The organism is Mammaliicoccus vitulinus, from assembly GCF_029024305.1.
Classification (GTDB): domain Bacteria; phylum Bacillota; class Bacilli; order Staphylococcales; family Staphylococcaceae; genus Mammaliicoccus; species Mammaliicoccus vitulinus.
Map to the genome: position 1 here is coordinate 2,290,869 of NZ_CP118974.1, position 26,430 is coordinate 2,317,298.

Consider the following 26,430-nt stretch of genomic DNA (forward strand, 5'->3'; position numbering starts at 1 on the left):
AAAGTTCATTCCTTTTTATTGAAATAGTCCTATAGATGAAATTGAGAATTAATTAATTCTTTCGCATCTTTTTCCCACCATTTGCTATCACTTAATTTCTTGATTGTTTCTTTATCAAATCTTTTTTTTATGATTTTTGCCGGAATACCACCTACAATTTCATATTCGCCTATATCTTTGGTAACAACACTTCCAGCAGCAATTATAGAACCATTCCCTATAGATATTCCTTCCATAATAATTACATTTGTACCTATCCATACATCATTTTTTATGACTGTAATTTTAGGTGAATCATCATAACTAATTTTGTTTATCTTTTTACCAAAAGGATTGGTATCAGAATAAAATATAGGCGAAGTACTAAATAAATGAATTGGATGACTGTTTAATCCTATTTTCACATCTGAAGAAATCGAGCAATAATTCCCTATTTGAACATTATTTATATCAGAGTTATATCCTATATAACTATAAGATCCAAATGATGAATTCCGAATTCTACAAAATCTGTCAACATAATTATTCCCACTAAAATTTGTGTTAGTAACATAAGCAAGCTTATTTATTTTTACATTCTCATTTTTAAAATTTTTAGGGAATAAATTGATTAATATTTTCTTTAACATTATTTCCCCCATGTATTTCTATTAATAATCTCCGTATAACTTTGTATAATCTTCACTACTTTTTGTGAAACGTTTGTATCTATATAGTCAATTGCATCTATCATTGGTTCATTGTTATTTTGCATTGCTCTTGCAAGTTCTACAGATTGCACTAAGTTATCATATTTAATGCCACCAACAATTACTGTACCTTTATCTAATACTTCTGGTCGTTCTGTAGATGTTCTTATTAGCACTCCTGGGAACTTAAGCATAGATGATTCTTCTGACAGTGTTCCACTATCTGAAAGAACAACAAAGGCATGTTTTTGTAATGCGTTATAGTCGAAGAATCCGAATGGTTTAAGTTGTTTTACTAACGGATGAAACTCAAATGATCTTTCCTCGATTTTTTTCCAGCTTCTTGGGTGTGTTGAATAGATTACTGGTAATTGATATTTTTCTGCTATCTCGTTAATAGCATTCATTAATGAATTAAAGTTCTCTTCAATATCAATGTTTTCTTCTCTATGTGCTGAAATTAAGATGTATTTGTTTTTTTCTAGATTTAATGTTTTCAGTGCATTACTTGTATTAATTTTATCTTCATATTGTTCTAAAACCTCACGCATTGGTGAACCTGTTACGAAGATATTTTCTTTTTTGAATCCTTCATCTAATAAATATCTTCTACTATGTTCTGTATATGGTAGATTTACGTCACTCACGTGATCAACTATTTTTCTATTAATTTCTTCAGGTACATTTTGGTCAAAACAACGGTTACCTGCTTCCATATGAAATACAGGAATTTTTAATCTTTTAGCTGATACTGCTGCTAAACAACTATTTGTATCTCCTAGTATCAAAAGTGCATCAGGTTTTTCTTTTGCTAACACTTCATAAGATTTAGCTATGATATTCCCCATTGTTTCACCTAGATCTTTACCTACAGCTTCTAAAAAATGATTGGGTTCTCTTAATTCTAATTCTTCAAAGAATACTTGATTAAGTGTGTAATCATAGTTTTGACCAGTATGTACTAATATTTGATTGAAATATTTATCACAAGCTTTTATAGTAGCTGATAGTCTAATAATTTCAGGTCTAGTTCCAACAATTGTCATCAATTTTAATTTATTCATTTTTAAACCTCCAAGAAATATGTGTCAGGGTTTTCTGGATCAAACATCTCATTAACCCACATGATCGTTACCATGTTTTCTGTACCTAAGTTTTCAATATTATGTGTATAGCCTACTGGAATATCTACTACTTCTAAGTTATCCCCTGACACATGATATTCTATAATTTCATCTGATTCAGGTAATCTAAATCTAATAACACCTTTACCAGATACGACAAGGAACTTTTCATTTTTAGTGTGATGCCAGTGATTTCCTTTAACTATGCCTGGTTTTGAAACATTGACAGATACTTGGCCTCTATCTGGCGTTTTGAGAAACTCTGTAAAGGATCCTCTTTCGTCAATGTGCATTTTAAGTGGATAACTAAATTCATTTTTAGGTAAATAACTTAAATAAGTACTATATAAAGCTTTTTCAAAGGAATCATCTAAATTTGGTAAAGTTCTTTTTTCTCTTGTTTCTTTAAATGACACTATTAAATCACTAATTTTTCCTAAGCTTACTTTATATACATTCGGAACTTCTACTTTTCCATCAATAATAGTAGGTTTATCTTCAATTGCTCTCTTGATTTCAGCAATAACATCGTCAATATAATTCAGTGATAACATGATTTCTCTATCATTCACGCTTATTTCTTTGCCATGAGCAATATTGTGACAAAATGTTGCAATGACCGAATTATAATTAGGTTTACACCATTTACCAAATAAATTCGGTAATTGATAAATATAAACTTTATTCCCATTATTTTTAGAAAAATCTTTTAATAAGTTTTCTGCTTCATTTTTACTTTTTCCATATGAATTATCAGCGTTTGCTTGAATGGAAGATGATAAAATAATTGAAGGTTTATTAGGATTGTCCTTAATTGAATCTAACATTTCATTTAAAAGTGACACGTTTCCTTCATAGAATTCACTTTCATGTACTGGTCTGTTTACACCTGCTAAATGAACAATACAGTCTGCTTTAGTTAAATATTCATTTCTCTCTTCAATAGAAGTATTTCTTGATATTTCAAGTATTTGATAATCAGTCGTTTGCTTTAAATCAAACTTTAAATTTTTTCCTACAAAGCCATTTGAACCAGTTATGACGATTGATTTCATGTAAACCTCCTATTTAAGCTTTATTTTTATGATTATTGAGTTCATTTTTCACGAGATCTAGTGAGAGTAATTTTTCTTTAATTTCCTCTACTGAAAGCAGATAAGTGTTATCTGAGTTATACTCAAACGCTTCTGTTATTTCTTTACTACCATCTTCAAAATAATTACTATAATTTAAGTCTCTAGAATCCGCAGGAACTCTGTAATAATTACCCATGTCTTCTGCTTGAGCATATTCTTCTCTAGTAAGTAGTGTTTCAGCTTGTTTTTCACCGTGTCTTGTACCAATTATTTTAATTTCATTTTTCGCTTCAAAAAGTTCTAATAGCGCTTGTGCTAAATCACCAACTGTAGAAGCAGGTGATTTTTGAACCATGATATCTCCAGTTTCAGCATGTTTGAAAGCATGTATCACTAATTCAACAGCTTCTTCTAAACTCATTAAATATCTTGTCATATTAGGATCTGTAACTGTTAATGGTTCATTATTTTTGATTTTTTCAATAAACAAAGGAATTACAGATCCTCTTGAAGCCATAACATTCCCATATCTTGTTCCACAAATTAATGTTTGATCTTTATCCACATTTCTAGATTTTGCAACAAACACTTTTTCCATCATCGCTTTAGAAATACCCATAGCATTGATTGGATAGGCAGCTTTATCTGTAGAAAGACAAATTACTTTCTTTACATTAGCTCTTATTGCAGATTGCACAACATTTTCTGTACCTAATATATTTGTTTTAACAGCTTCTATTGGGAAAAATTCACAAGAAGGAACCTGTTTTAAAGCAGCGGCATGAAAGACAAAATCAACGCCTCTCATAGCACTTTCTACACTAACAACATCTCGAACATCACCTATATAAAACTTCAATTTATCATTATTATATTTTTTTCTTAAATCATCTTGTTTCTTTTCATCTCTTGAAAATACTCTAATTTCTTTAATATCAGTATGTAGAAATCTCTCCATCACTGCATTTCCAAATGATCCAGTTCCACCAGTAATTAATATTGTTTTCCCTTTAAACATATCCTCACCCGTTACTATTGTATTTTTCTAGCATGATTATTATTGCAAGTATTGTTGGTATAATTAATAATCTTTTCTTTAGTGAAATTGTTAAGCAAATCTGAAATGATTACTTCTACTTCTTTTATGTCAGTTTCTTTAACTTTCCCTCTATAAATCTTCTCGTACACTTGTTCTGGATGTATTTCATCCTTATTCAATAATTCTTCAAACAATTTTTCACCAGGTCTAATTCCACTGAACTCTATCCCGATATCTTCTTCTTTATAACCACTTAATCTAATAAGATTTTTCGCTAAGTCTACTATTTTTACAGGTTTACCCATATCTAATACAAATACTTCTCCACCTGTTGCTAATGCGCCTGCTTGTAAGACGAGTCTTGATGCTTCTGGTATCGTCATAAAGTACCTTGTCATATCTGGGTGAGTCACGGTTACTGGACCGCCCGCTTCTATTTGCTTTTTGAATAGTGGTATTACAGATCCTCTTGAACCAAGCACATTCCCGAATCGTACTGCTACAAAGTCTGTCTTACTTGTTTCATTGTTCATACTTTGTATAACCATTTCTGCTATTCTTTTAGAAGCGCCCATCACGTTTGGTGGGTTTACAGCTTTATCTGTTGATACCATTACAAATTTACTTACTTCTGCTAATTTAGCTGCTTCTGCTGTATTTCTTGTTCCTAAAACATTATTCTTAATTGATTCTTGTGGATTGTACTCCATTAATGGTACGTGTTTATGCGCTGCTGCATGATAAACAACGTATGGTTTATACGCTTGCATGACTTCTTTCATACGCTCTTTATCTTGAACATCTGCAATAATGGGTATTACTTCTATTTCTTCTTTATATAGTCCAATCAGTTCTTGATGAATGTGATATATACTGTTCTCTCCGTGACCAAGTAGTAAGATTCTATCTGGTGTGAACTTACATACTTGTCTACATATTTCAGAACCGATTGATCCACCTGCTCCTGTTACAAGTATCGTTTTGTGTGTTAATTCTTTTGAAATGGATGCCATATCTAGCTCTACTGGATCTCTTCCTAGTAAATCTTCGACTTCTACTTTTTTCAATTGATTAACTTCAATTTCACCTGACATAACATTTTCTATGTTAGGCATTTTAAATACTTCTACATTTTCACCTTCACACAACTTATTGATTTCCCTTAATCTATGTTGTGAAAGTGTCGGAATCGCAATGATGATTTTTTTAATTTTAAATTTCTTTACTAATTCTGGTATATCTGTAATGTAACCTTGAACTTTAACGCCGGATGCGATAGACATTTTTTGTTTATTAGGGTCGTCATCTACTACTAGAACTGGTTCCATTCCCATATATGGTGTATTCATCATTTGACGAATGAGCAATGAACCACCTCTACCACCACCTACTATAAGTGTTGGTTTCTTTTTACCTTCTTTACTAATAAATGTCTTTTTATATATTCTCCAAGACAACCTGGATCCACCGATTAACAATAAGTGCATCATCCAAGTTATAAAATACAATCGTAAAAAAGGTGCTTGTTGCGTAAATATTGGAACAATAATCCCGGTAGCAACGATTGATCCTGTAACTGCTTTAACAATTAATATTAATTCGCTGACACTCGCATATTCCCAAGCTCTATGATATAAATCGAATATTTGAGCGAATACATGATGCGATATAAGCAATATGAGTGATGATAAAATCAACACGTTAATTGAGTATCCCTCAAAAAATGGTTCTAAGATGTAATATCCTAAAAACACTGAAAAAGTTACAATTATTGAGTCTATGCACAACAACATCATAAGTCTTTGCTTAATTGATATATATTTCAATTCTCATTCCCCGATTTCCTTAATTAAAATAGACCAAAAAATTTATTCTTCTTAAATTCAATGGGTCTTCCCGTAACCACACTTTTGTCTTGAATCATTGCTTCATTATTATCTAGTAACACGCTTATATCGGATTCAATATTTTTTAATTTAGGCGTACTAAACAAAGCACCTAAACTAAATGGTCTACTATCTGAATGATGTGCATCTGAAGCGACAAAATGCACTAAATTGTGTTCTATCATTTGTATAGATAATTTTTGTATGTTCTTACCAAGTTCACCTGTTAAAGATGATGATGTAAGTTGACTGAGTGCCCCGTGATTGACCAGTTCATATAGTAAATTCATATTTTGAGCAATCGCTTTATTGCGTTCTGGGTGCGCAATAATAGGTATATAGCCTTTAGTTTGAATTTCATATAGAAGTTTCTTGGTGTAGTGTGGTACTTCATTTGAAGGTAGTTCAATAAGTAAGTATCTTGATTTATTTATCCCGTAAATGCTTTGTTGCTCGATTTCTTCAAAAATCTTATCTGTTATACGTATTTCTTGACCTGGATAAAGCTGTAAGTTTAATTGCGCTATCTCTTCGATGTTATTAAGTTCATCAATACCTTTTAACACCATTTCAAAAGTATTATCATATCTAGGATGTAAATGATGTGGTGTTACAACAATACCTTTAATCCCTTGTGCTCTAGCTTGCTTTAATAGAGCAATGGTTTCATCTAAAGATTGTGGCCCATCGTCAACACCTACTAAAACATGATTATGGATGTCGATCATTGTTCATCTTTCCCATAGTAATAATAATAACTAGATGATTTATCTTCAGGTGCTTTATTTAACACAACTCCTAAAATCTTTGCACCCGCTTTTTCAATGAGTTCTTTACCTTTTTTAACTGTGTTTCGATCATTCTTTTGTACATCTAATACATAGACAACATATTTAGCAATTTCAGAGAACAATTGCGCATCTGTTACGGTATTTACTGGGGGCGTATCAATGATAATAAAATCATATTCCTTTTTTATGTACTGAAATATTTCTAATAAGTTTTCTGAACCTATTAATTCTGAAGGATTTGGTGGAATCGGGCCCGCTGTAAGTAAATCTAAACCTGAAATATCTGTCTTATGAATCGCTTTAGAATAGTCCGTCTTATTAATGATTAAATTTGATAAACCATCAATATTCGTCGTATTGAACAAGTAATGTTGTGTCGGTTTTCTCATATCACCATCTATCAACAATGTCTTATATCCAGCTTGTGCATATGTAATTGCAACGTTAGCAGAAATTGTTGATTTTCCAGCTGATGGTTTTTCAGAAGTAAATACGACCGTTTGAACATCATTATCTGCTGTTGAGAATAAAATGTTCGTACGAATACCTCTGAATTTTTCACTTATTACTGATTTAGGTTTATCTGCTGTAATAAGTGGTTTTACATTTTTATTTTTAGCCATATTCTTACCTCCCCTTATTTACTAAAGTCTTGTATAGTGCCTAATACTGGTAAATCCAACAATTCTTCTACGTCTTCTTCTGTTTTAATTCTCTTATCTAAAATTTCTTTCAAGAATATTATAATAAGTGCGACAATTAAGCCTAAAAATACACCGACCACTGCGTTGATAAGCGGTTTAGGTGACACTTTACTCCCATTATTATCTGCTTTAGAAAGGATAGAAACATTATCTACGCTCATAATTTTCTTAACATCTTTACTAAAGACGTTTGCTATTTCATTAGCAACTTTACCTGCTGCTTCACGACTTTCATTTTCAACAGCTATGTTTAAAATTTGAGATTCTGCTTGATTGCTAACTGTAAGCATGCCTGAAATTTCGTTACTAGAATACTTCCCTTTTAAATTTTTAGATACTTTGTCTAATATTCTTGGACTCTTAATAATTTCTGAGTATGTATTCACGAGTTGTAAGTCTGATTGCACTTGTTGAGCCATCATTTGGCTGTCTGTTTCTTTTTGGTTAACAAGTACTTGTGTTGAAGATGAATATTTAGGTGTGATAAATAAGAATGTCATCACCATACTTAAAACAAGAAAAACTATCGGTAAAATTATTGCGCTAACCCCATGATGTGGGAGTAAAATAAAAACACTTTCGTTGAATTCATATTAAAATGAATTTATACGGAGGTGTTTTTTCTATGAAAAGAGTGGCATATTCAGTTGAAACAAAATATAAAGTAGTAGAAATGAAACTTAAAGGATATAGTACAAGAGAAATAATGGATGCTTTAAATATTAAAAATGAATCTCAAGTTAAAGTGTGGTGGAAATGGTATAGAAATGGGGAAACACATAGATTCAATCAACAAGTAGGTAAACAATATTCCTACGGAAAAGGAAATGAAGAATTGAGTACTGTTGAGACGCTAAAAATTGAATTAAAGCGCAAAGAAGTAGAAAATGAAATTTTAAAAAAGTACAAGGAATTGGAAAGGAAGTGGTCCCAGAGGTAGTTGTTGAATTAGTAAATGAATTGAAATCTAAATATACAGTGAAAGTCATTTTAGAAACTTTAGATATTCCAAAATCAAATTATTACAGATGGAAAAACAAAGATTTCAGTATATCTGAGGATGAACGAGAAATTATAGAACTATGTAAGAAACATCGTTTTACATATGGTTATAGAAAAATAACTGCCTTGTTAAATAGAAAAAATAATAAACCAATTAATCACAAAAAAGTACAAAGGATTATGCAAAAACATAATTTAAATTGTAAAGTACGAATGAAAAAATCGAAAAGACCAGGGAATGCATATTATAAAACACATAATCTATTAAATAGAAACTTCAAAGCAGAGAAACCTTTAGAAGTACTTTTAACAGATATCACTTATTTACCCTTCGGGAATACAATGTTGTATCTTTCATCTATCATGGATGCTTACAATGGTGAAATTGTGGCATATAAAATCGGTAATAAACAAAATCAAGAATTAGTAAATGAGACATTAAAACAACTTCAATTGGAACCAGGTACTATATTACATAGTGATCAAGGAAGTGTGTATACTTCTTATGAATACTATGCCCTATGTACAGAAAAAGGCATTACCAGAAGCATGTCCCGTAAGGGAACGCCAGCTGATAATGCCCCAATAGAATGTTTTCATGCCTCTCTAAAGTGTGAAACATTCTACTTAAACAGTGAGCTTAGAAGCTCTAATACCATTGTAATAGATATTGTCGAAAATTACATTGAAAACTATAATAAAGTTAGAATTCAACAAAAACTAGGCTACTTATCCCCTATAGAATATAGGAAATTAGCAGCCTAGAAAATAGTGTTTTTATTGAGCTCCCTTAGTAAGGGTGCAGTGCCTTATTAAATACTTCATGTTTTTCTTTAATATTGCAAATAATTTACTTAAATCAATTGTTTCTTCCATAAAATCCTCCATTTTTTCACATTTAATACTATTTAATTATACAATAATTATTAACATTTACAATTGTTTGTTTGTAAATTTTTGATTAATATTTTTTATACTTTAGAACCATTAAAAATATTTATTTTTTTATTAATCATATTTAAATTTTTATTATGTTACAAAATTTTTATTGTGATTTTTCTCTTAAATTGTAATTAAGTTTTAATCACAAATAAGTAAGTTACTTTTTACATCGATTATTCCATTAATTGGTATTAATGCACATAAAAAAGCCTCATTGAGTGTATCTCAATGAGGCTTTTAGGTATGCTATTCCAACCCGTATTTCTCTTTAAATTCTTCAATGACTTCTTCTAAATTCTCTACATCTAATGAGAAGTATAATTTCATTTTAGGTTCTGTTCCTGATGGTCTTACTGCTATAAATCCTTCTTCAAATATGAACTTGATCAAATCTGTTTGTGGCAAGTGTATGATTTCTTTGTTACCACTTTTAACATTCAATGATTCTTTCGTAATATAGTTTTCTATAAACAATGGTGTTAAGTTTGATATTTCAATGGTATCTAGCTGTTTGAAGTTATGCATAATATTGTTAATTTTTCTTCTGCCTTCTGCGCCTTCAAATGTTGGTGATAGTGTTCTATCTTTATAATGCCCGTGTTCTTGATAGATATTATTTATAACATCTTTAAATGTTTTGTTTTCTTGTGCGAGTTGTTCTTTATATTTGATAAGCAATGCAGCTGTTTGTATCGCATCTTTATCTCTTGAGAAATCATTTACTAAATAACCATGGCTTTCTTCATAGGCTAAGACGAGCTTTGATGGGTTGTTCTCTAAGTTCATCAGCTGTTCTGATATATATTTAAATCCTGTTAGAACATTAATGACGCCTATTTCTAATGATTTAGCTAATTTCTCACTTAATGTACTTGTTACAACGGATTTAATGATGTACTTTAGTCGATCATTTGATAATGCATCATGTCTAATTTTAATAAGCAACAAGCCTATTTCGTTTCCGCTGAAATATCTCGTCGTTCCATCTTCGTATCTTTCAACGATACCTATTCTATCTGCATCTGGATCCGTTGCAACGATCAACTGTGCATCTTCTTGTTCAGCTAATTGTTTACCTAATTCAAATGTATCTTCCGCTTCTGGATTCGCAATATTCACTGTTGGGAAGTCTCCGTTCGGTGTTGATTGCGCTTCTTCTACGACATGGTTTGTATATAACAGATCATTTAAAATATCAGATAATAATGGGAGACTCGTCCCGTGTAAACTTGTCAAAACAGTCTTAGTTGATGTCGTTTTAAATTCACCTACTAATGCTTTAACAGCTGCTTTATAAGCAATTGTTGTTGCTTCATTAAATGGTACGATGACTAGTTCTTCTTTTAGTACTTCGATGTCTGTTGTTTTAATGTTTAATGGTTCTTGCACTGTCTCCATACATTGACTCAGCTCTAATGATGGATCTGTGAGCAGTTGGCCACCGTCTGAGCCATACACTTTAATGCCATTATAGTTCTTAGGATTATGGCTCGCTGTGATCATAATACCTGCTGTTGTGTTTAAATGTCTTACTGCAAATGATAGTTCTGGTGTTGATTTGAAAGTTTCAGGTAAAATGACATGCACACCATTCGTCCCTAATACTTTCGCTATTTCAATCGCAAATTCTTTAGATAAATATCTTGTATCAAAATGGATAACAACTTTAGGCTGCGCTGTTATACGCTTTATATATTTAGCGAAACCTAAAGCGAACTTTTGAATCGTAAATTTATTTAAACGCCCAGGTCCAATACCAAAGGTGCTCCTAATGCCTGCAGTTCCAAAGGATAATACATCTGAAAACCCTTCTTCAATTTCTTGTTCTGATTGAAGTTTATAAAATTGTTCTACTAAGCTTTCAGAAACTTTCTCTTCCCATTGTGCTCTCAAAGTCCTATCCCCTTTACCTAAATATCTAATGATTGAATATATCGCTTAATTTCTTCACGCATTTCTTCATCTTTCAGTGCATATTCTATCGTTGTCTTCACGAATCCAATTTTTTCACCAACATCGTAACGTTGACCTTCAAAGTCATATGCATATACTTTATCATCTTTATTTAAACGTTCTATCGCATCTGTTAATTGAATTTCCCCACCACTACCCTCAGTTTGTGTTTCTAAATAGTCGAAGATTCTTGGTGAAAGAACGTATCGACCCATTATCGCAAAGTTTGATGGTGCTGTTCCTTGTGCAGGCTTTTCAACGAATTTTTCTACTTCGTATAAACGCGATTCTTGAGACTTCGGCGCAATAACACCGTAACGATGTGTTTCAGATTCAGGTACAGGTTGAACACCAATTACAGACTTGCCTGTTTCTTCATACTGATCCATCAATTGTTTAATCGCAGGATTGTCAGATTCTACGATGTCATCGCCTAGTAACACAGCGAATGGCTCATTGCCGATAAATTGCTTAGCTGTATGAATCGCATGACCTAATCCTTTTTGTTCCTTTTGTCTAACATAGAAAATGTTCGCTAAGTTTGTTGAATATTGAACTTTATCTAATAGCTCAAGTTTACCCTTTTCAAACAATGTCGTTTCAAGTTCTTTTTGAATATCAAAATGATCTTCAATCGCACGTTTATGTTTACCCGTCACGATGATAATATCCTCAATCCCAGCACGTGCCGCTTCTTCCACGATATATTGAATTGTAGGCTTATCTAATATCGGTAACATTTCTTTAGGCATCGCCTTCGTAGCAGGTAAGAAACGCGTCCCTAAACCTGCAGCTGGTATGATTGCTTTTTTTATTTTTGTCATAGTAATCCCCTTTATAAAATTGCTTTTAAAAAATATATAATAACTATTATTAGTGTTTATTTTTAATATAGTAAAACTCTCTCATTTTTACCACGTTATAATTATAGCATTTTCAGTTTATCTGTTGCCATTATACATATACTCAACATTCTTATCTTTAAACATACATTTCCCATTTTATAATAAATAAACCTTTATGATATGTGCTTTTCAAGATTAAACGATAGTATTCATTTAATCCTTCTTCAATAGAATAACTTGGACTATATCTCTCAACACAACAAAACAGCCACCAAATCAGCTTTGGTGGCTTTTCTTTATTCATTCCCGCAATATTTGGATGACCTAATCTCCTACTCCTCAACCTAAATAATAATATTATCGATTAATCTTGCTTGGCTAAATTTAACTGCTAATGATATGAATATTTGTCCGCTTATTGTAACTTGTTCTTCTAATTCGGGATAACTATATATGGCTACTTCTACGATTTCTCCGCTCACATGTTTCTGTAAGTATTGTGTGATTTCGTTTATGAGAACATCGCTATCTCTCTCGCCTTGATCATATAGTTGTTGTGCTAATTCTAAACTTTTAGATAGATGAACCGCTTCTTTTCTTTCTTCATCAGTTAAATATATATTTCTAGAGCTTTTTGCTAATCCGTCTACTTCTCTCACAATATCTATCGGCACGATATGAACTGCATGATTAAATTCTTCTACCATTTTTTCGATTATGGCAAGTTGTTGTGCGTCTTTCTTCCCAAAATATGCATTGGTCGGTTGTATAATATTGAAAAGTTTATTAACGACTGTTACAACACCATCAAAGTGTCCTGGTCGTTTCTTTCCTTCTAATACTTGTGCTAAGTGCCCTACAGTAATTGTCATGCCTAGCTCTCTTGGATACATTTCTTCTACTGTCGGATGAAATACATAGTCTACGCCGATTTGTTGTAATTTTTCTAAATCTGATGCAAATAGTCTTGGATAGTTATCAAAGTCTTCGTTAGGACCAAATTGTAATGGATTCACAAAAATACTTACTGCCGTTACATCATTTTCTTCTATTGATTGTTTCATCATTTTTAAATGGCCATCATGTAACGCACCCATTGTTGGCACTAATCCAATTGTTTTACCTTGTGATCGATAGGTTGATGCGATATCCATCATGTCTTTTACATACTCGACTACTTGTGTCACTTATCTGTCTCTCCCATCACTTTCTTTTTATAAGTGTGTGCTTCTGAAGGGAATGCACCACTTTTCACTTCTTGATTGTAAGTTTTTAATGCTTCTACGCCATTTGAAAAGTCACCGTATTGCTTAACAAATTTAGCGATATGTTCTGAGCCATAATTTAATAGGTCATGATATACCAATACTTGTCCATCTGTTTCTTTACCAGCACCGATACCAATTACTGGGATCGTTAATTGTGCGCTAATAACGGCTGCTAAATCACTCGGTATGGCTTCTAACACAAGCATTACGGCTCCAGCTTGTTCTACATTTTTCGCATCTTCTATTAGTTGTTCTGCTTCTTCTCTTGAGCCAGCCTGTAATTTGTAACCTGTAATACCGACACTTTGAGGTGTTAACCCTAAGTGTGATACAACTGGTACACCTATTTGCGTACACCCTTTAATCAATTCTACATGGACACCTTCGATTTTGACGGCGTTTGCTTTCGTTTCTTTATATAATTGAATGGCGTTCTTCATGTCTGTCGTTTGATCGACGCCTACTGCACCAAAAGGCACATCAACGATTACATAACTTTCAGGCGCACCTCTTCTAACTGCTTTAGCGTGATGAATCATATCTTCCATCGTTACTTCTACAGTGCTGTCATATCCTAAAACAACCATACCTAAAGAGTCCCCAACAAGTATTGTGTCTATCTTTGCTTGTTCTGCTTGTTTAGCACTTGGATAATCATATGCTGTGATCATAGAAATTTTCTCTTTTTGTTCCTTCATCGTCAACAATTGTTTTATGGTTTTCATCCGGTACCACCTTCTCATTTTTGTTATTATGTATATATTAACATTGAAAGGAAAATAATAAATGAAAAAGTTTGGAATAATCGGTCCTGGTGCAGTTGGCACAGCTATCGCATATGCATTAAATCAATCTGGTCATAACGTTGCGCTATTTGGAAGATCAAATTCCACCGTTAGCTTCCAAGAATACAATCATAGCGAGCAACATGAATTTACGGTTCATGCCCTGCAAGATGCTCATGAACCAGTTGATATTTTATTTATTGCCGTCAAGACGACCCAACTCGATTCAATCATCCCATACCTTAACAATGTCATACACTCAAACAGTGTTATTATTTTAACTCAAAATGGCTATGGACAGCTACAAAAAATAAATCATCCTTATAAATATCATGCAGTTGTTTATATAAGTGGACAAAAAGATAAAAATAGCGTCACGCATTTTAGAGATTGGACTTTAAAGCTCCCTCTAGATAACAACACGCTTGAACTTCAAACCGTTACACAAGACAGTTTGCTCAATATCGAGTGTCTTGAAGATTATCCCGAACATGTGTGGTACAAGCTCATCGTTAATTTAGGTATTAACACTGTAACAGCATTGACGCGACAACCTGCCGTAGTACTAAAGTCTAACGAAGTCAAAACACTTTGTTATAACTTATTAGTAGAAGGCAAGCGTGTTGCAAAAGCTGAAAATGTACATTTTGATGATGATTTAGAAGAAAGCATTATGAAAATTTATGAAGGATACCCAGATGATATGGGAACAAGCATGTATTATGACATGATTAATGCGCGACCTTTAGAAACTCAATATATTCAAGGTTATATATACAACCTTAGTCAAAAACATCAGTTATCCACACCCTATTTAGACAGTACTTACGCCATTTTAAGTACATTTTAATAAGCATGCCTGCAGTGTAAAATCGTTTTAATTTTCTATATTCGGGTAAAAATTAATATAAGTTTAACCATAAAGGTGGGTAATTTTATGAAAGATAAATTCGAAAAAAAGCATGAAGAAATAGAAGGTTATACGCAACAGGTACAACCTGGTATAGAACATGAAATGGAACCAAAACCTATTATCGAAGATGAAGATTATAAAGCTGGCGGTAAATTAAAAGGAAAAGTAGCACTTGTTACAGGTGGGGATTCCGGAATTGGTGAAGCAACTGCTATCCTTTTTGCTAAAGAAGGTGCAAATGTTGCCATCGCTTATTACGATGAAGATAAAGATGCCAAATATGCATTGGCAAGACTTGAAGAAATCGGCGTTAAAGCAAAAGCCTATAAACATGACTTAAAAAAAGACAATCATGCTCAAGAACTTGTAGACAAAGTCATCGCAGACTTTGGTCAACTCAATATATTAGTTAACAACGGTGGTATTCAACATCCACAAGATCATTTCGAAGATATTACGAAAGACCAGCTACAAGAAACGTTTGAAACGAACTTTTTCGGTATGTTTTATCTATCACAAGCTGCATTGCCCCATTTAAATAAGGGAGATGTCATTATTAATACGACAAGTGTGACGGCATATCGTGGTTCCGCACATCTCATTGATTATTCTGCTACTAAAGGTGCCATTGTCTCATTCACGCGTTCTCTTGCGACTTCATTAGCTGATAAAGGCATTCGTGTGAACGCAGTCGCACCTGGCCCAATATATACACCATTGATTCCAGCAACTTTCGATAAAGACAAAGTAGAAAACGCTGGATCGGAAACGCCACTAGGCAGACGAGGACAACCGAGTGAGAATGCACCAGCATATGTTTATTTAGCATCACAAGATTCCACTTACGTAACAGGACAAGTCATCCACATTAATGGTGGAGACTTTATGACAACTTAATATTATATGACAAAATGATTTTAAGAAAAAAGTTTTGAAAAATTTTTCTTGTGATAACAATCAATTTTTAAGCGCTTATTTTAAATATGAAGAAGCTCGACATTTTTCATTGGAATAAGCGCTTTCTTTATGTTAATGACGGTAACAAATCACACCCTATATTTACGAAAATTAATTGCTTATACTCAAAATTCAATCATAAGAATTATACTTTTAAAGCAAAAGATTGCACAATACTAATTTGACTATTAAATTTTGTTATGATAGCGTAATATAAGTCAATAAACAAATAGGGACTGGTTATTTTGAGCAAAATAGAAATCAAAGACGTTTCAAAAGTTTTTGGCAATTACAATGACCAAGTTAAAACGCTTTTAAAGGATAATAAATCTAAAGACGAAATCCTTAAAGAGACTGGTTCAACAGTAGCTGTCAAAAATGCTAACTTCACGATTGAAGATGGCGAGATATTTGTAGTCATGGGTCTTTCCGGGAGTGGTAAATCAACACTTATCCGTTTGATTAACCGTTTAATAGACCCCACTGATGGCGATATCTTAATTAATTCAAAAAACATTTCATCATTAAACACTGAAGATTTACGTAACTTTAGACGTGAAAACTTAAGCATGGTTTTCCAAAGTTTCGCTTTATTCCCCTTCAAAACTGTTGTTGAAAATGTAGCTTTTGGATTAGAAGTAAAGAACGTACCGAAAAAGGAACGTTTGAAAAAGGCAGAAGAATCATTAAAGTTAGTAGGACTTGATGGTTATAAAGATCAACTTCCTAAACAATTATCTGGCGGGATGCAACAACGTGTTGGTTTAGCAAGAGCGCTAGCTAACAATACAGATATTTTGTTAATGGATGAAGCCTTCTCAGCATTAGATCCACTTATTCGTAAAGAAATGCAAAACGAACTTTTGCAATTACAACATAATATGCAAAAAACGATTATTTTCATTACACATGATTTAGATGAAGCGCTTCATATTGGTGATAGAATTGCCTTAATGAAAGATGGAGAAATCGCACAAGTTGGCACACCTGAACAGATTGTCATTAATCCTGCTGACGACTATGTTAAAGATTTCGTTAAAGACATCGATCGTTCTAAAGTGTTAAAAGTAAAACATGTTATGGATACTGTTGAAAATGTAGAATTAGTAGAAGGCATGTCATTTATAGAGGCTGAATCATTACTCTATAAAACATTCCCACACTTCAAATCCGGTATTCACGAACTTTGGATTAAAAAAGACGACAAAGTGGTCGGAAAACTTAACTTCCAAGATGTGTTCGATGTATTAGCACAAGGGAATGAGGTGATGGGTCATGCTTAATATGTTACCAATATTACCTTTGTCAGATTGGGCTAACTCATTTGTAGAATGGTTAACAAATACATTCAGCTTTATTTTCGATCCAATTAAGACGTACCTAGGTAGCATAATGCAATTCATCATATCTTTATTAGAATTGCTACATCCTTTCGTATTTATCATTATCATCATGGTACTAGCTTTCTTTGTAATGAATAGGAAGATTATTGCACCGATTTTAGTTGGTGTCGGTTTATTCTTTATTTATAATCAAGATTTATGGGATCAACTACTTAATACGATGACGCTTGTAATCATCAGTAGTTTATTATCCGTTATCATCGGTATCCCGCTTGGAATATTGATGTCTAAAAGTGATCGTTTCCAAGCCGTTATGAAACCGATTTTAGACTTTATGCAGACAATGCCTGCATTCGTATATTTAATTCCTGCCGTAGCATTTTTCGGTATAGGCATGGTTCCAGGTGTATTCGCATCTATTATATTTGCTACACCACCTACTATTCGTTTAACGAACTTAGGTATAAGACAAATTTCTGCAGAATTAATAGAAGCTAGTGATGCATTTGGTACTACTTCCATGCAAAAATTAATTAAAGTACAACTCCCTCTTGCTAAAGCCTCTATCATGGCCGGTGTAAACCAAACTGTCATGTTAGCTTTATCAATGGTTGTAATAGCATCAATGATTGGCGCACCAGGTTTAGGTAGAGATGTCTTAAGTTCTCTACAACGTGCAGAAGTAGGTTCAGGTTTCGTAGCAGGTTTAAGTATCGTTATTCTTGCAATCATTATCGACCGCTTTACTCAATCATCAAAAAACAAATAATCTAGGAGGAATTATAATGAAGAACAAATGGCGTGTACTCGTACTAGCTCTTTCTTTAGCTTTAGTATTAGCAGCTTGTGGGAATGGCGGCTCAAGTGAAGATGGAGACTTAGGTAAAAAAGATATAAACTTATCATACGTTGAATGGGATTCAGAAATTGCTTCAACTCATGTAATGCAAAAAGTATTAGAAGATGAAGGTTATAACGTTGAAATTACACCTTTAGATAACGCAGTAATGTGGGAATCCGTTTCATCTGGTGAAACAGACGCAATGGTTAGTGCTTGGTTACCAGGAACTCACGGAGATTTATATAAAAAACATAAGAAAAAACTTGATGATTTAGGTCCAAACCTTGAAGGTGCTAAAATTGGTCTAGTTGTAAACAAAGACTTCGATGGCGATTCAATTGCTGACTTAAAAGATCAAGCTGGCAAGAAAATCATCGGTATCGAACCAGGTGCTGGTGTTGTTAAAGCATCTGAAAAAGCAGTAAAAGATTACAAATTAGACGGATGGAAAGTTGAAACATCTTCATCAGGCGCTATGGCTACAACATTAGGCCAATCAATGAAAAAAGGTGACGACATTGTTGTGACTGGTTGGTCTCCACACTGGAAATTCCAAAAATATGATTTAAAATACTTGAAAGACCCTAAAGGCTCATTCGGTAAAGCAGAACATATTAATACAATGGCACGTAAAGACTTGAAAAAAGATAGTCCAAAAGCATATGAAACTTTAGATAACTTCAACTGGACTACAAAAGATATGGAATCTGTTATGTTAGATATCCAAGATGGTACATCACCTAAGAAAGCAGCAGAAAAATGGGTAGATGATAACCAAGATAAAGTAAAAGAATGGACTAAAAAATCTAAATCAGATAAATAATACTGATTTATAATAGAGCAGCCTATACCTCGGGAACAAAGGTATAGGCTTTTTTTTATTTATTGGAGCTCTATTTATCATGTGGAGCTTGACTTGATAAATTCAACGGCTCTATTTATCATGTGGAGCCTGACTTGATAAATTCACGGGCTCTATTTATCATGTGGAGCTTGACTTGATAAATTCAACGGCTCTATTTATCATGTGGAGCCTGACTTGATAAATTCACGGGCTCTATTTATCATGTGGGACCTGACTTGATAAATTCACGGGCTCTATTTATCATGTGGAGCCTGACTTGATAAATTCACGGGCTCTATTTATCATGTGGAGCCTGACTTGATAAATTCAACGGCTCTATTTATCATCGCCCCTATTTATCATCTACACCCTCACTCACACTATTCTCCCTATTTCTCCCCTAGTTTCCGGTCTAATAGTTCTGCCATCATCATCCAGCCTCTTTGATCTTTGCCGTCTATATCATATGGTACAAATCCATAATTTAAATACATATTTATGGCTGGATAGCTTGTAGTTTGCGTTGTTAAATATACTTGTTCATGTCCGATCTCGACCATTTTGTTCAATGCAGCACTTAATAATGGCTTCGATAGTTTCTTTCCTTGGTATGCTGGTTTAATTGCAACAAAATGTATTCTTCCTAATTGTTGTCTACCGTTATCTAAATCACCAAACCATGCTGTTGTTGTACCTATTGCTTCTCCTTTTTCATTCTCTATAAAAAGGCATCTGAATTTCATTTCTTCTATATTAATACCGAATTCTCGATCAAATCTTTCTAGTGCCTCATCAATTGTTTTAAATTCTTCGGCTGCTGTTTCAATTTTAGCCCAGTTGAGTTCATCGCCTTCTTTAAACATTCTAATAGCGTATCCATATGGTAAATCAAACTGAGGAATATTGTCTAAGTTATTTCTTAACATTTTTAATTTAATTTTTTCCATAAATCGTACCTCGATTTTTATTTATTTTAAAAAAGCTACTTAAAACGCTTTAAATTTCAAGTTGTCATAAGTCTATTATCTTTTTAATATGATTGTCATAAAAGACATTTCTTTTTTATTCTACTGTAACCTATGATATCAAAATTGATGTTAAAGTGTATAAAGTAATCAAGAAAGAAAATATATAAATGCTATTTATTGCATATGGAGGAAATTTAATTATGAAAAAATTATTATTTGCAACAACAGCTGCAGCAGGAATTATCGCTTCTGGTTTTGGAGCTCAAGCAGATGCAAGTGAATATACAAATCAAAATACAAACTATAACTATACAACTACACAAACAGCACAACCAACTCAAACAGCTGAATCAACTGATACATCAAATACTAGCGAAGTGTACAAAGAATTTATCGCTGCTGGTGGAACAAAAGCATTATGGGATAATATCGTAATGCCTGAATCAAGTGGTAACCCAAATGCGGTTAATGAACTAGGCTATAGAGGTCTTGGTCAAACTAAAGAAGCTTGGGGTACTGGTAGCGTTGCAGAACAAACTAAAGGCATGATTAACTATGCTAAAGAACGCTATGGTTCTGTTGAAGCTGCAATTGAATTCCGTCAAGCTAACAATTGGTGGTAAAATTTAATATACGCTCTCTTATGCTATGTGGATTCCCCACATAGCATTTTTTTATGAGCAAATATTTTTTGACAAACTGACACAAGCATATTATACTTTACTTGTATCCAAATTAAATACAAGTGAGGTCTTTTTAAAATGAAAATAGGCGTAATCGCAGCAAATGGTAAATCAGGTAAACTCATTACAGAAGAAGCTGTAAATAGAGGCTTAGATGTTACAGCAATTGTACGTAAAGAAAATAAGACAGTTGCACCCCAATCAATTATTAAAGATATTTTTGACTTAACAACTGAAGATTTAACACCATTTGATATCGTTGTTGATGCTTTTGGTGAATTTAGAGAAGATAAACTTCATTTACATCAAGACACAATACAACATTTAAGTGATATTTTAGCTCACACAAACACAAGATTGATTGTTGTTGGCGGCGCTGGTAGTTTATATGTTGATGATCAATTAGAAACACAACTGTATAACACAGCTGACTTCCCTGAAGCATTTAAACCACTTGCAACAAGCCAAGGTAAAGCGCTTGAAGAACTTCGTAAGAGAGATGATGTACGTTGGACGTTTATAAGCCCAGCAGCTGAATTTATAGCTGACGGCAAAAGAACTGGAGACTATATTTTAGCTGGCGAACAATTCACTTTAAATAGTAAAGGCGAAAGTAAAATCAGCTATGCCGATTATGCGATTGCATTAATAGATGAAGCAACTGAAGGTACACACATACAAGAAAGAATTTCAGTCGTTTCAAAATAATTCCTATTTCCTATCGCAATTATCATCTCTCAAAGTTATAATAAATAATGAATCCAAGAGGTGATAAAGCGTGAACACACAAATATCGGTTGCAATTCATATACTTTCATTGCTATCAATCAACGAAGAACCAATTTCAAGTAAATTTATAGCAGGTAGCATAAACAGCAATCCTACACTCGTAAGAAAAATATGTAAATATTTAAGAAATGGCAATTTAATAGAAAGCCAACAAGGTAAATCAGGTTATAAACTATCCAAGGCAGCCGATCAAATCGCTTTAGGAGACGTATACCGTCTTATACAAGAAGAAGATCATTTCGCTAAAATACACCAAGATACAAACCCAGATTGCGTAATCGGTAAAAATATACAAACTGCATTAGATGAAATTTATACTAACGTAGATTTAAAAATCATAGAAGAACTCAATACAACAACAGTAAAAGACTTAGCAATGAAAATGGCTAAGTAGAAAAAAGGTTTGGGACATAAATCCCAACTTAAAATAAATCACCCAATCCGTTAGAATCATTTTCGGATTGGGTGATTTTATATTTCTGATTTTGTAAAGTGCTGACGCCCGGGGGAATAGTATGAGTGAGAGACTACAGGCTCGAGCCATACCCCAGGCAAGCATGCACTTTACAATATCATTATAGTTTAGGACATTTATGTCCCAGACCTTTTTTCGTATTCCTTTAATTATAAAAAGCCAAAAATATTACGATATGTACTAAATTATTTAAACCGTGACAAATCATCGCTATTTCGATTCGATTGGTGATTAAATATAACCCTCCAAATATTAAGCCTAACGCAAGATATATCGTAAATTCTCCAAAGCTTGCTGGTCCGTGAATAAGTCCAAACAAAATACTGGATACAATTAAACCTAACAACAAATGGCCTTTGAACATTCCTTTTAATATAAATCCTCTAAATATCAATTCTTCAAAAATTGGTCCTAAAATCACAAATATGATGATAGATACATAAAGTGGATAAGTATTTAAATCATCATACACATCCATTTGGTTATGTGGTTGGCCTATGATCGCTGAAATCGACCAGTATATTGCAAGGGATATGGATGCAGCTATTAGTGCATATAAGAGATACTTTTTTTCAATAGACTTATGCTTAATCAAGTTAAATTGAAACTTTAACATTAAATACATCAGCAAAAATAGTAGTACTATGCCAAGAACAAGTACAAACCAATTACTCGCTAACCCTATTGATGTATATGTTCCCATGCATATAACAGTGAGCAGTATTGATTGCCATAATACGTGTTTATATTGTTGCTTTGATATTGGATCATAATCTTCCCAAAATTTATTGATATTCATTGATTTTCCCCATTTAAATAATTCTTGATATTATTTATAACAATATATGTATTATAGCAAGAATTTAACTATATTGACGACTATAATTTATGAGATATAGATTTTATAACTTAGGCATGACTGTCTAACATTTTCTTTTAAAATAAGCTATATTATATATATAAGACTTTACTAGATGGGTGGTATATTCATGAATTATTTTTTAGTTAATAATCTTGGCAACAAACTAACAAGCATTGAAAAATCAGTTATAAACAGATTTAAATTATTTCATTCAAATAAAATTGATTCACACATTATAACACTTTCTTGGAACCCTCATTTACATAAACACTCAAAAATCTTTGGCATTAACAATAATATATTTTCTATGTTCGACTTCTTCCAAGAAGCAAGACATATTCACATTAATACGATTAAAGACTGGATTGAATATTGGAAATGCGAACAACAATATGAAATTAAATATATACCCAATACACATGATGTTCGTGTATTTTCGAATGGCACTAGAATTATATATGCCAGTTTTCATGATTCCGAATACAAATATTTAAACTACGTAAATTATTTCGATTCTAAAGGGAGAAAAATTAAAAGAGAACATTATGATTCACGAGGATTCCTAAGTCGCATCAAATATTTAACGACGAAAGAAAAGACTGTTCATGAATCTTATTTAACGCCAAAAGGTGACGTTAAATTGGAAGTTTATTATGATCCTGAAGCTGAAAAAGAGCGCATCACGAGAATTATACTTAATAACTTTCATAATAGAGATTACACTTTCGATAATAAAAACGAATTAACGGCCTTTTTCTATGAAAATTTATATAAAGATGGCGATTTATTTTTTAGTGACAAAACGGGATTCACGTCCCCACCGTTTTTATTAACAGATTCTAAAATACCTGTCATCTCTGTTTTGCATAGTACGCATGTTAAAAATAATGATGATATTGAAGGGTCAGACACTAAAAATATTTATAAATCCGTATTTTCAAATTTAAATCGATTTTCAGGTATCATCGTATCTACAAAACAACAAAAAATGGATATTGAACGCCTTATTCATTCATCAATACCAGTATTTAATATCCCTGTTGGATATACTGAGCATTCAACATTACCCAATGTTCAAACGTTACCAGAAGGACCTATAAAGTTAATGTCTATTGCAAGATATTCACCAGAAAAACAACTCGATCATCAAATTCGACTCGTGAGTAAATTAAAAGAAGACTTCGACCAAATTGAATTACATTTATTTGGTTTTGGCAAAGAGCAAAAGAAACTAGAAGACCTAGTTAAAACATTAAATTTAGAAGATAACGTAAAATTCCGAGGATTTATTCCTGATTTAACAAGCGAAATGCATTCGTCACATGTCAGCCTCATCACAAGTAATATGGAAGGATTTTCATTAGCTTTACTCGAATCCCTTTCAAATGGTCTGCCTGCTATTAGTTACGACATTGCATATGGACCGAGCGAACTCATTATAAATGATAAAAATGGCTATCTCGTGCCTAAAAATGACGAAGATAAACTATACGAAACTGTTAAGACTTTCTTAAATAATCCAGAACTTCAAAAATCATTCAGATCTGCCAGCATCATTGAAGCACAAAAATATTCACAAGATGAAGTAATCAAAAAATGGCATAACTTATTTAACGTCATAAAATCATAAATTATTTGTAAATATGAGGTGTAGAGAATTTACCGTCTTGGTTGATAGAATATTAAAGAACTCTTCATTAGGTTATCGCCTAGTGAAGAGTTCTTTTCATATTAAATATTACGATTTTGAATGATTGTTACGGCCAAAGCGCACGAAGACTCAAAAGATATCGTGCGTTTCTGGTAAATTCTGGGTAAAGCGCACGAAGACTCAGAAGATATCGTGCGTTTTTGGCAAAATATGGATAAAGCGCACGAAGACTCAAAAGATATCGTGCGTTTCTGATGAAGATTTCTACTCGTCATTATTTCATTGGTACTTTCAAATAAAATGTTGTACCTACATCTACTTTACTCTCAACTTCTAACTGTCCATCCATTTGATGTGCGAGATTTTTAGCTATATAAAGCCCTAAACCAGAGCCTCCTGTATCTTTATTTCTTGATGCTTCTACACGATACGTTCTATCAAAGATACGTTTTAAATGTTTGTCAGCTATACCTGGTCCATCATCTGAAACAGCGATACAAACATAATCATCCGCTTCTTTCCTTACTTTAATTTCTATTCTTGAACCTAACTGTGTAAACTTGAATGCATTGTCGATAATATTTATTAAAATTCGTTCCAGTGGTATTCTATATTGTTTGATCGACGTGATTTCTTCGCACAGTTGTACATCTATTGTTCGATTTTCATTTGATAATTGTCGTTCGTAAGATTGTAAAATCGTCACAAAAAGTTTGTCTAAATAAATCGTTTCTAGTTTATATGTTTCAGATTGATTTGTATTGAGTTCCATTACACTTGTTAATTCATCAAACATAAATGATATGCGTTGTGCTTGCTTAATTAAGACATCATAAGCTTTTTGTTGTTCATCGGAGTTAGTAATAATACCTTCTTTCAAACCTTCTGCATAAGAAGTGATACTTGCTAAAGGTGTTTTTAAATCATGTGTTAAATTTTGTACCATTTCACTTTTTTCCAATTGTTCATGTTTCACTTGTTCAATTTGCGCTTCTATATTGTGTGCCATCGTATTAAATGAATCACTTAGTTCTTTCATCTCTTTCGGACTATCTATTTTTAATTTCTTTTCATTATAATTTCCTTTAGCAATCAATTTAGTTTGTTTATTCATGAGCCTTATACGTTTAACTAACGGATTAATAAACAAAATACATATAAATGTCGTAAGGCAACTTGAGATAATCGCGCTTACTGTGAGCAACAATGTCGTGTTTGCATCGAACCACATCCACTTATATGCAAATGCTAAAATAAGTGTCGTTAATACGATACTACTTATAAAAGCAGTCATGATTTGCGTTCTAATTGTTAACATCTACTTCGCCCTTTCAAATTTATATCCAAGCCCCCATACCGTCTTAATGACATACTCATTATAATTTTGTTGTTCTAACTTTTCTCTTATGCGACGAATATGTACGTTTACAGTATTCGCATCTTCATAATAGTCATAACCCCATACTTTTTCTAAAAGTTCTGATTTGGATATGACCATTTTTTCATGTTCTGCCAAATACCAAAGCAAATCAAATTCTTTCACTCTTAACGCAATATCTTGCCCATCAATCTGAATGCTCTTTTCTTGTTTGCATAATTGTAATGAACCAAAAGTTAAATATGCTTGTTTGTTATATTTTTGAGTACGATTTAATAAGTTATGCGCTCTTAACACGAGTTCACGTGGGCTAAATGGTTTCTTAATATAATCGTCAGCTCCTAAGGTCAACGCATATATCGTGTCGTGTTCTTGCGTTTTAGCTGTTAAATATATAAACGGAATATCTAATTGTTGAGCTTTCATTTCTTTAACCACATCATAGCCATTTTTCTCCGGCATCATAATATCTAAAATGATCAAATCGATATTATCCTTCATGCGATCGATAGCTTGTTGTCCATTCGATGCTGTTACGACTTGATGTCCTTCGTATTCGAAGTATGTCTTACAAATATCTAAAATATCTTGTTCGTCATCTACTATTAAAATATTCGCCATG

26 protein-coding genes are annotated in these 26,430 nt (G+C 32.8%); 10 read left to right on the forward strand and 16 right to left on the reverse strand.

The features are described from left to right. Positions 1 to 29: 29 nt before the first annotated feature. From PYW35_RS11460 to PYW35_RS11495, 8 genes are read right to left on the reverse strand one after another with little or no spacing between them, the layout of a single operon-like run. Positions 30 to 629, reverse strand: a complete 600-nt coding sequence (locus PYW35_RS11460; RefSeq protein ID WP_204107861.1) for a CatB-related O-acetyltransferase — start codon at positions 627 to 629, stop codon at positions 30 to 32. Continuing rightward, on the reverse strand, positions 629 to 1,753 hold the full coding sequence (gene wecB, locus PYW35_RS11465) for a non-hydrolyzing UDP-N-acetylglucosamine 2-epimerase (RefSeq protein ID WP_103323308.1): 1,125 nt from the start codon (positions 1,751 to 1,753) through the stop codon (positions 629 to 631). The genes PYW35_RS11460 and wecB overlap by 1 nt, the downstream gene beginning before the upstream one ends. Before the next feature lie 2 nt (positions 1,754 to 1,755). Next, a complete protein-coding gene (locus tag PYW35_RS11470) occupies positions 1,756 to 2,868 on the reverse strand; it encodes a polysaccharide biosynthesis C-terminal domain-containing protein (RefSeq protein ID WP_103323309.1) in 1,113 nt (370 codons plus the stop codon). A 13-nt stretch (positions 2,869 to 2,881) separates the two neighbouring features. Then, entirely contained in the window at positions 2,882 to 3,907 is a 1,026-nt protein-coding gene (locus PYW35_RS11475) for a nucleoside-diphosphate sugar epimerase/dehydratase (RefSeq protein WP_103323310.1), read from the reverse strand. Between the two features lie 14 nt (positions 3,908 to 3,921). After that, positions 3,922 to 5,724, reverse strand: coding sequence for a polysaccharide biosynthesis protein (locus PYW35_RS11480; protein WP_413481864.1), 1,803 nt, complete (start codon positions 5,722 to 5,724; stop codon positions 3,922 to 3,924). Between the two features lie 53 nt (positions 5,725 to 5,777). Then, positions 5,778 to 6,542, reverse strand: a complete 765-nt coding sequence (locus tag PYW35_RS11485; protein ID WP_103323312.1) for a tyrosine-protein phosphatase — start codon at positions 6,540 to 6,542, stop codon at positions 5,778 to 5,780. Further along, positions 6,539 to 7,228: a polysaccharide biosynthesis tyrosine autokinase gene (locus PYW35_RS11490; RefSeq protein WP_103323313.1), complete on the reverse strand. Its 690-nt coding sequence runs from the start codon at positions 7,226 to 7,228 to the stop codon at positions 6,539 to 6,541. Before PYW35_RS11490 ends, PYW35_RS11485 begins: the two co-directional genes overlap by 4 nt. A gap of 14 nt (positions 7,229 to 7,242) precedes the next feature. After that, entirely contained in the window at positions 7,243 to 7,878 is a 636-nt protein-coding gene (locus PYW35_RS11495; RefSeq protein WP_420870557.1) for a Wzz/FepE/Etk N-terminal domain-containing protein, read from the reverse strand. 56 nt (positions 7,879 to 7,934) lie between these two features. On the opposite strand from PYW35_RS11495, the gene PYW35_RS11500 reads away from it, so the two are divergent. Next, positions 7,935 to 9,076 (forward strand): IS3 family transposase gene (locus tag PYW35_RS11500; RefSeq protein WP_204107796.1). Its coding sequence is split into 2 segments (ribosomal slippage): positions 7,935 to 8,205 and positions 8,205 to 9,076, totalling 1,143 coding nucleotides; the frame shifts between segments, so codons are not numbered across the junction. Positions 9,077 to 9,499: 423 nt separating this feature from the next. Here PYW35_RS11500 and PYW35_RS11505 read toward each other — a convergent pair. The 4 genes from PYW35_RS11505 to panB form a co-directional block, all read right to left on the reverse strand. Next, positions 9,500 to 11,146: a phospho-sugar mutase gene (locus PYW35_RS11505; protein WP_103323182.1), complete on the reverse strand. Its 1,647-nt coding sequence runs from the start codon at positions 11,144 to 11,146 to the stop codon at positions 9,500 to 9,502. Positions 11,147 to 11,163: 17 nt separating this feature from the next. Next, positions 11,164 to 12,030 (reverse strand): UTP--glucose-1-phosphate uridylyltransferase GalU, encoded by an 867-nt coding sequence (gene galU / locus PYW35_RS11510; RefSeq protein ID WP_103323183.1) that lies wholly within the window; start codon positions 12,028 to 12,030, stop codon positions 11,164 to 11,166. A gap of 365 nt (positions 12,031 to 12,395) precedes the next feature. After that, positions 12,396 to 13,238: a pantoate--beta-alanine ligase gene (panC, locus tag PYW35_RS11515; RefSeq protein ID WP_103323184.1), complete on the reverse strand. Its 843-nt coding sequence runs from the start codon at positions 13,236 to 13,238 to the stop codon at positions 12,396 to 12,398. After that, positions 13,235 to 14,044, reverse strand: a complete 810-nt coding sequence (gene panB / locus PYW35_RS11520) for a 3-methyl-2-oxobutanoate hydroxymethyltransferase (protein WP_103323185.1) — start codon at positions 14,042 to 14,044, stop codon at positions 13,235 to 13,237. Before panB ends, panC begins: the two co-directional genes overlap by 4 nt. 61 nt (positions 14,045 to 14,105) lie before the next feature. Between panB and PYW35_RS11525 the strand changes: the two genes are divergently transcribed. From PYW35_RS11525 to PYW35_RS11545, 5 genes are all read left to right on the forward strand, one after another. Beyond that, positions 14,106 to 14,954: an oxidoreductase gene (locus tag PYW35_RS11525; RefSeq protein ID WP_103323186.1), complete on the forward strand. Its 849-nt coding sequence runs from the start codon at positions 14,106 to 14,108 to the stop codon at positions 14,952 to 14,954. An 87-nt stretch (positions 14,955 to 15,041) separates the two neighbouring features. Next, positions 15,042 to 15,914 (forward strand): SDR family oxidoreductase, encoded by an 873-nt coding sequence (locus PYW35_RS11530; protein WP_103323187.1) that lies wholly within the window; start codon positions 15,042 to 15,044, stop codon positions 15,912 to 15,914. 305 nt (positions 15,915 to 16,219) lie between these two features. Next, positions 16,220 to 17,257, forward strand: coding sequence for a quaternary amine ABC transporter ATP-binding protein (locus PYW35_RS11535; RefSeq protein WP_016911257.1), 1,038 nt, complete (start codon positions 16,220 to 16,222; stop codon positions 17,255 to 17,257). Further along, complete coding sequence (locus PYW35_RS11540) at positions 17,250 to 18,086, forward strand: ABC transporter permease (RefSeq protein ID WP_016911258.1); 837 nt, start codon at positions 17,250 to 17,252, stop codon at positions 18,084 to 18,086. Before PYW35_RS11535 ends, PYW35_RS11540 begins: the two co-directional genes overlap by 8 nt. A 16-nt stretch (positions 18,087 to 18,102) precedes the next feature. Continuing rightward, on the forward strand, positions 18,103 to 18,981 hold the full coding sequence (locus PYW35_RS11545; protein WP_103323188.1) for a glycine betaine ABC transporter substrate-binding protein: 879 nt from the start codon (positions 18,103 to 18,105) through the stop codon (positions 18,979 to 18,981). Between the two features lie 410 nt (positions 18,982 to 19,391). Here PYW35_RS11545 and PYW35_RS11550 read toward each other — a convergent pair whose 3' ends face one another. After that, positions 19,392 to 19,949 (reverse strand): GNAT family N-acetyltransferase, encoded by a 558-nt coding sequence (locus PYW35_RS11550; protein ID WP_103323189.1) that lies wholly within the window; start codon positions 19,947 to 19,949, stop codon positions 19,392 to 19,394. 221 nt (positions 19,950 to 20,170) lie between these two features. Here PYW35_RS11550 and PYW35_RS11555 point away from each other — a divergent pair, with 221 nt between their 5' ends. The 3 genes from PYW35_RS11555 to PYW35_RS11565 all read left to right on the forward strand — a co-directional run bounded on the left by PYW35_RS11555 (position 20,171) and on the right by PYW35_RS11565 (position 21,836). Further along, positions 20,171 to 20,593 carry an aggregation-promoting factor C-terminal-like domain-containing protein gene (locus PYW35_RS11555; RefSeq protein WP_103323190.1) on the forward strand — a complete coding sequence of 141 codons (423 nt, stop codon included), beginning with the start codon at positions 20,171 to 20,173 and terminating at the stop codon, positions 20,591 to 20,593. 138 nt (positions 20,594 to 20,731) lie between these two features. Beyond that, positions 20,732 to 21,361, forward strand: a complete 630-nt coding sequence (locus tag PYW35_RS11560) for an NAD(P)-dependent oxidoreductase (protein WP_103323191.1) — start codon at positions 20,732 to 20,734, stop codon at positions 21,359 to 21,361. A gap of 70 nt (positions 21,362 to 21,431) precedes the next feature. Then, positions 21,432 to 21,836, forward strand: coding sequence for an Rrf2 family transcriptional regulator (locus PYW35_RS11565; RefSeq protein ID WP_103323192.1), 405 nt, complete (start codon positions 21,432 to 21,434; stop codon positions 21,834 to 21,836). Positions 21,837 to 22,062: 226 nt separating this feature from the next. On the opposite strand, the gene PYW35_RS11570 is transcribed toward PYW35_RS11565, so the two are convergent. Further along, on the reverse strand, positions 22,063 to 22,716 hold the full coding sequence (locus PYW35_RS11570) for a CPBP family intramembrane glutamic endopeptidase (protein ID WP_103323193.1): 654 nt from the start codon (positions 22,714 to 22,716) through the stop codon (positions 22,063 to 22,065). A gap of 190 nt (positions 22,717 to 22,906) precedes the next feature. Between PYW35_RS11570 and PYW35_RS11575 the strand changes: the two genes are divergently transcribed. Continuing rightward, positions 22,907 to 24,409 (forward strand): glycosyltransferase, encoded by a 1,503-nt coding sequence (locus PYW35_RS11575; RefSeq protein ID WP_103323194.1) that lies wholly within the window; start codon positions 22,907 to 22,909, stop codon positions 24,407 to 24,409. 295 nt (positions 24,410 to 24,704) lie between these two features. Here PYW35_RS11575 and PYW35_RS11580 read toward each other — a convergent pair whose 3' ends face one another. Together PYW35_RS11580 and PYW35_RS11585 are read right to left on the reverse strand one after the other, a co-directional pair. Then, positions 24,705 to 25,748, reverse strand: coding sequence for a HAMP domain-containing sensor histidine kinase (locus tag PYW35_RS11580; protein ID WP_103323195.1), 1,044 nt, complete (start codon positions 25,746 to 25,748; stop codon positions 24,705 to 24,707). After that, entirely contained in the window at positions 25,749 to 26,429 is a 681-nt protein-coding gene (locus tag PYW35_RS11585) for a response regulator transcription factor (protein WP_103323196.1), read from the reverse strand. Position 26,430 lies beyond the last annotated feature (1 nt).

Coding starts and splice junctions, on each gene's coding strand:
- PYW35_RS11460 (WP_204107861.1), bottom strand. CDS start 629: ATGTTAAAGAAAATATTAATCAATTTATTCCCTAAAAATTTTAAAAAT.
- wecB (WP_103323308.1), bottom strand. CDS start 1,753: ATGAATAAATTAAAATTGATGACAATTGTTGGAACTAGACCTGAAATT.
- PYW35_RS11470 (WP_103323309.1), bottom strand. CDS start 2,868: ATGAAATCAATCGTCATAACTGGTTCAAATGGCTTTGTAGGAAAAAAT.
- PYW35_RS11475 (WP_103323310.1), bottom strand. CDS start 3,907: ATGTTTAAAGGGAAAACAATATTAATTACTGGTGGAACTGGATCATTT.
- PYW35_RS11480 (WP_413481864.1), bottom strand. CDS start 5,724: ATGATGTTGTTGTGCATAGACTCAATAATTGTAACTTTTTCAGTGTTT.
- PYW35_RS11485 (WP_103323312.1), bottom strand. CDS start 6,542: ATGATCGACATCCATAATCATGTTTTAGTAGGTGTTGACGATGGGCCA.
- PYW35_RS11490 (WP_103323313.1), bottom strand. CDS start 7,228: ATGGCTAAAAATAAAAATGTAAAACCACTTATTACAGCAGATAAACCT.
- galU (WP_103323183.1), bottom strand. CDS start 12,030: ATGACAAAAATAAAAAAAGCAATCATACCAGCTGCAGGTTTAGGGACG.
- panB (WP_103323185.1), bottom strand. CDS start 14,044: ATGAAAACCATAAAACAATTGTTGACGATGAAGGAACAAAAAGAGAAA.
- PYW35_RS11525 (WP_103323186.1), top strand. CDS start 14,106: ATGAAAAAGTTTGGAATAATCGGTCCTGGTGCAGTTGGCACAGCTATC.
- PYW35_RS11530 (WP_103323187.1), top strand. CDS start 15,042: ATGAAAGATAAATTCGAAAAAAAGCATGAAGAAATAGAAGGTTATACG.
- PYW35_RS11540 (WP_016911258.1), top strand. CDS start 17,250: ATGCTTAATATGTTACCAATATTACCTTTGTCAGATTGGGCTAACTCA.
- PYW35_RS11545 (WP_103323188.1), top strand. CDS start 18,103: ATGAAGAACAAATGGCGTGTACTCGTACTAGCTCTTTCTTTAGCTTTA.
- PYW35_RS11550 (WP_103323189.1), bottom strand. CDS start 19,949: ATGGAAAAAATTAAATTAAAAATGTTAAGAAATAACTTAGACAATATT.
- PYW35_RS11555 (WP_103323190.1), top strand. CDS start 20,171: ATGAAAAAATTATTATTTGCAACAACAGCTGCAGCAGGAATTATCGCT.
- PYW35_RS11560 (WP_103323191.1), top strand. CDS start 20,732: ATGAAAATAGGCGTAATCGCAGCAAATGGTAAATCAGGTAAACTCATT.
- PYW35_RS11570 (WP_103323193.1), bottom strand. CDS start 22,716: ATGAATATCAATAAATTTTGGGAAGATTATGATCCAATATCAAAGCAA.
- PYW35_RS11575 (WP_103323194.1), top strand. CDS start 22,907: ATGAATTATTTTTTAGTTAATAATCTTGGCAACAAACTAACAAGCATT.
- PYW35_RS11580 (WP_103323195.1), bottom strand. CDS start 25,748: ATGTTAACAATTAGAACGCAAATCATGACTGCTTTTATAAGTAGTATC.
- PYW35_RS11585 (WP_103323196.1), bottom strand. CDS start 26,429: ATGGCGAATATTTTAATAGTAGATGACGAACAAGATATTTTAGATATT.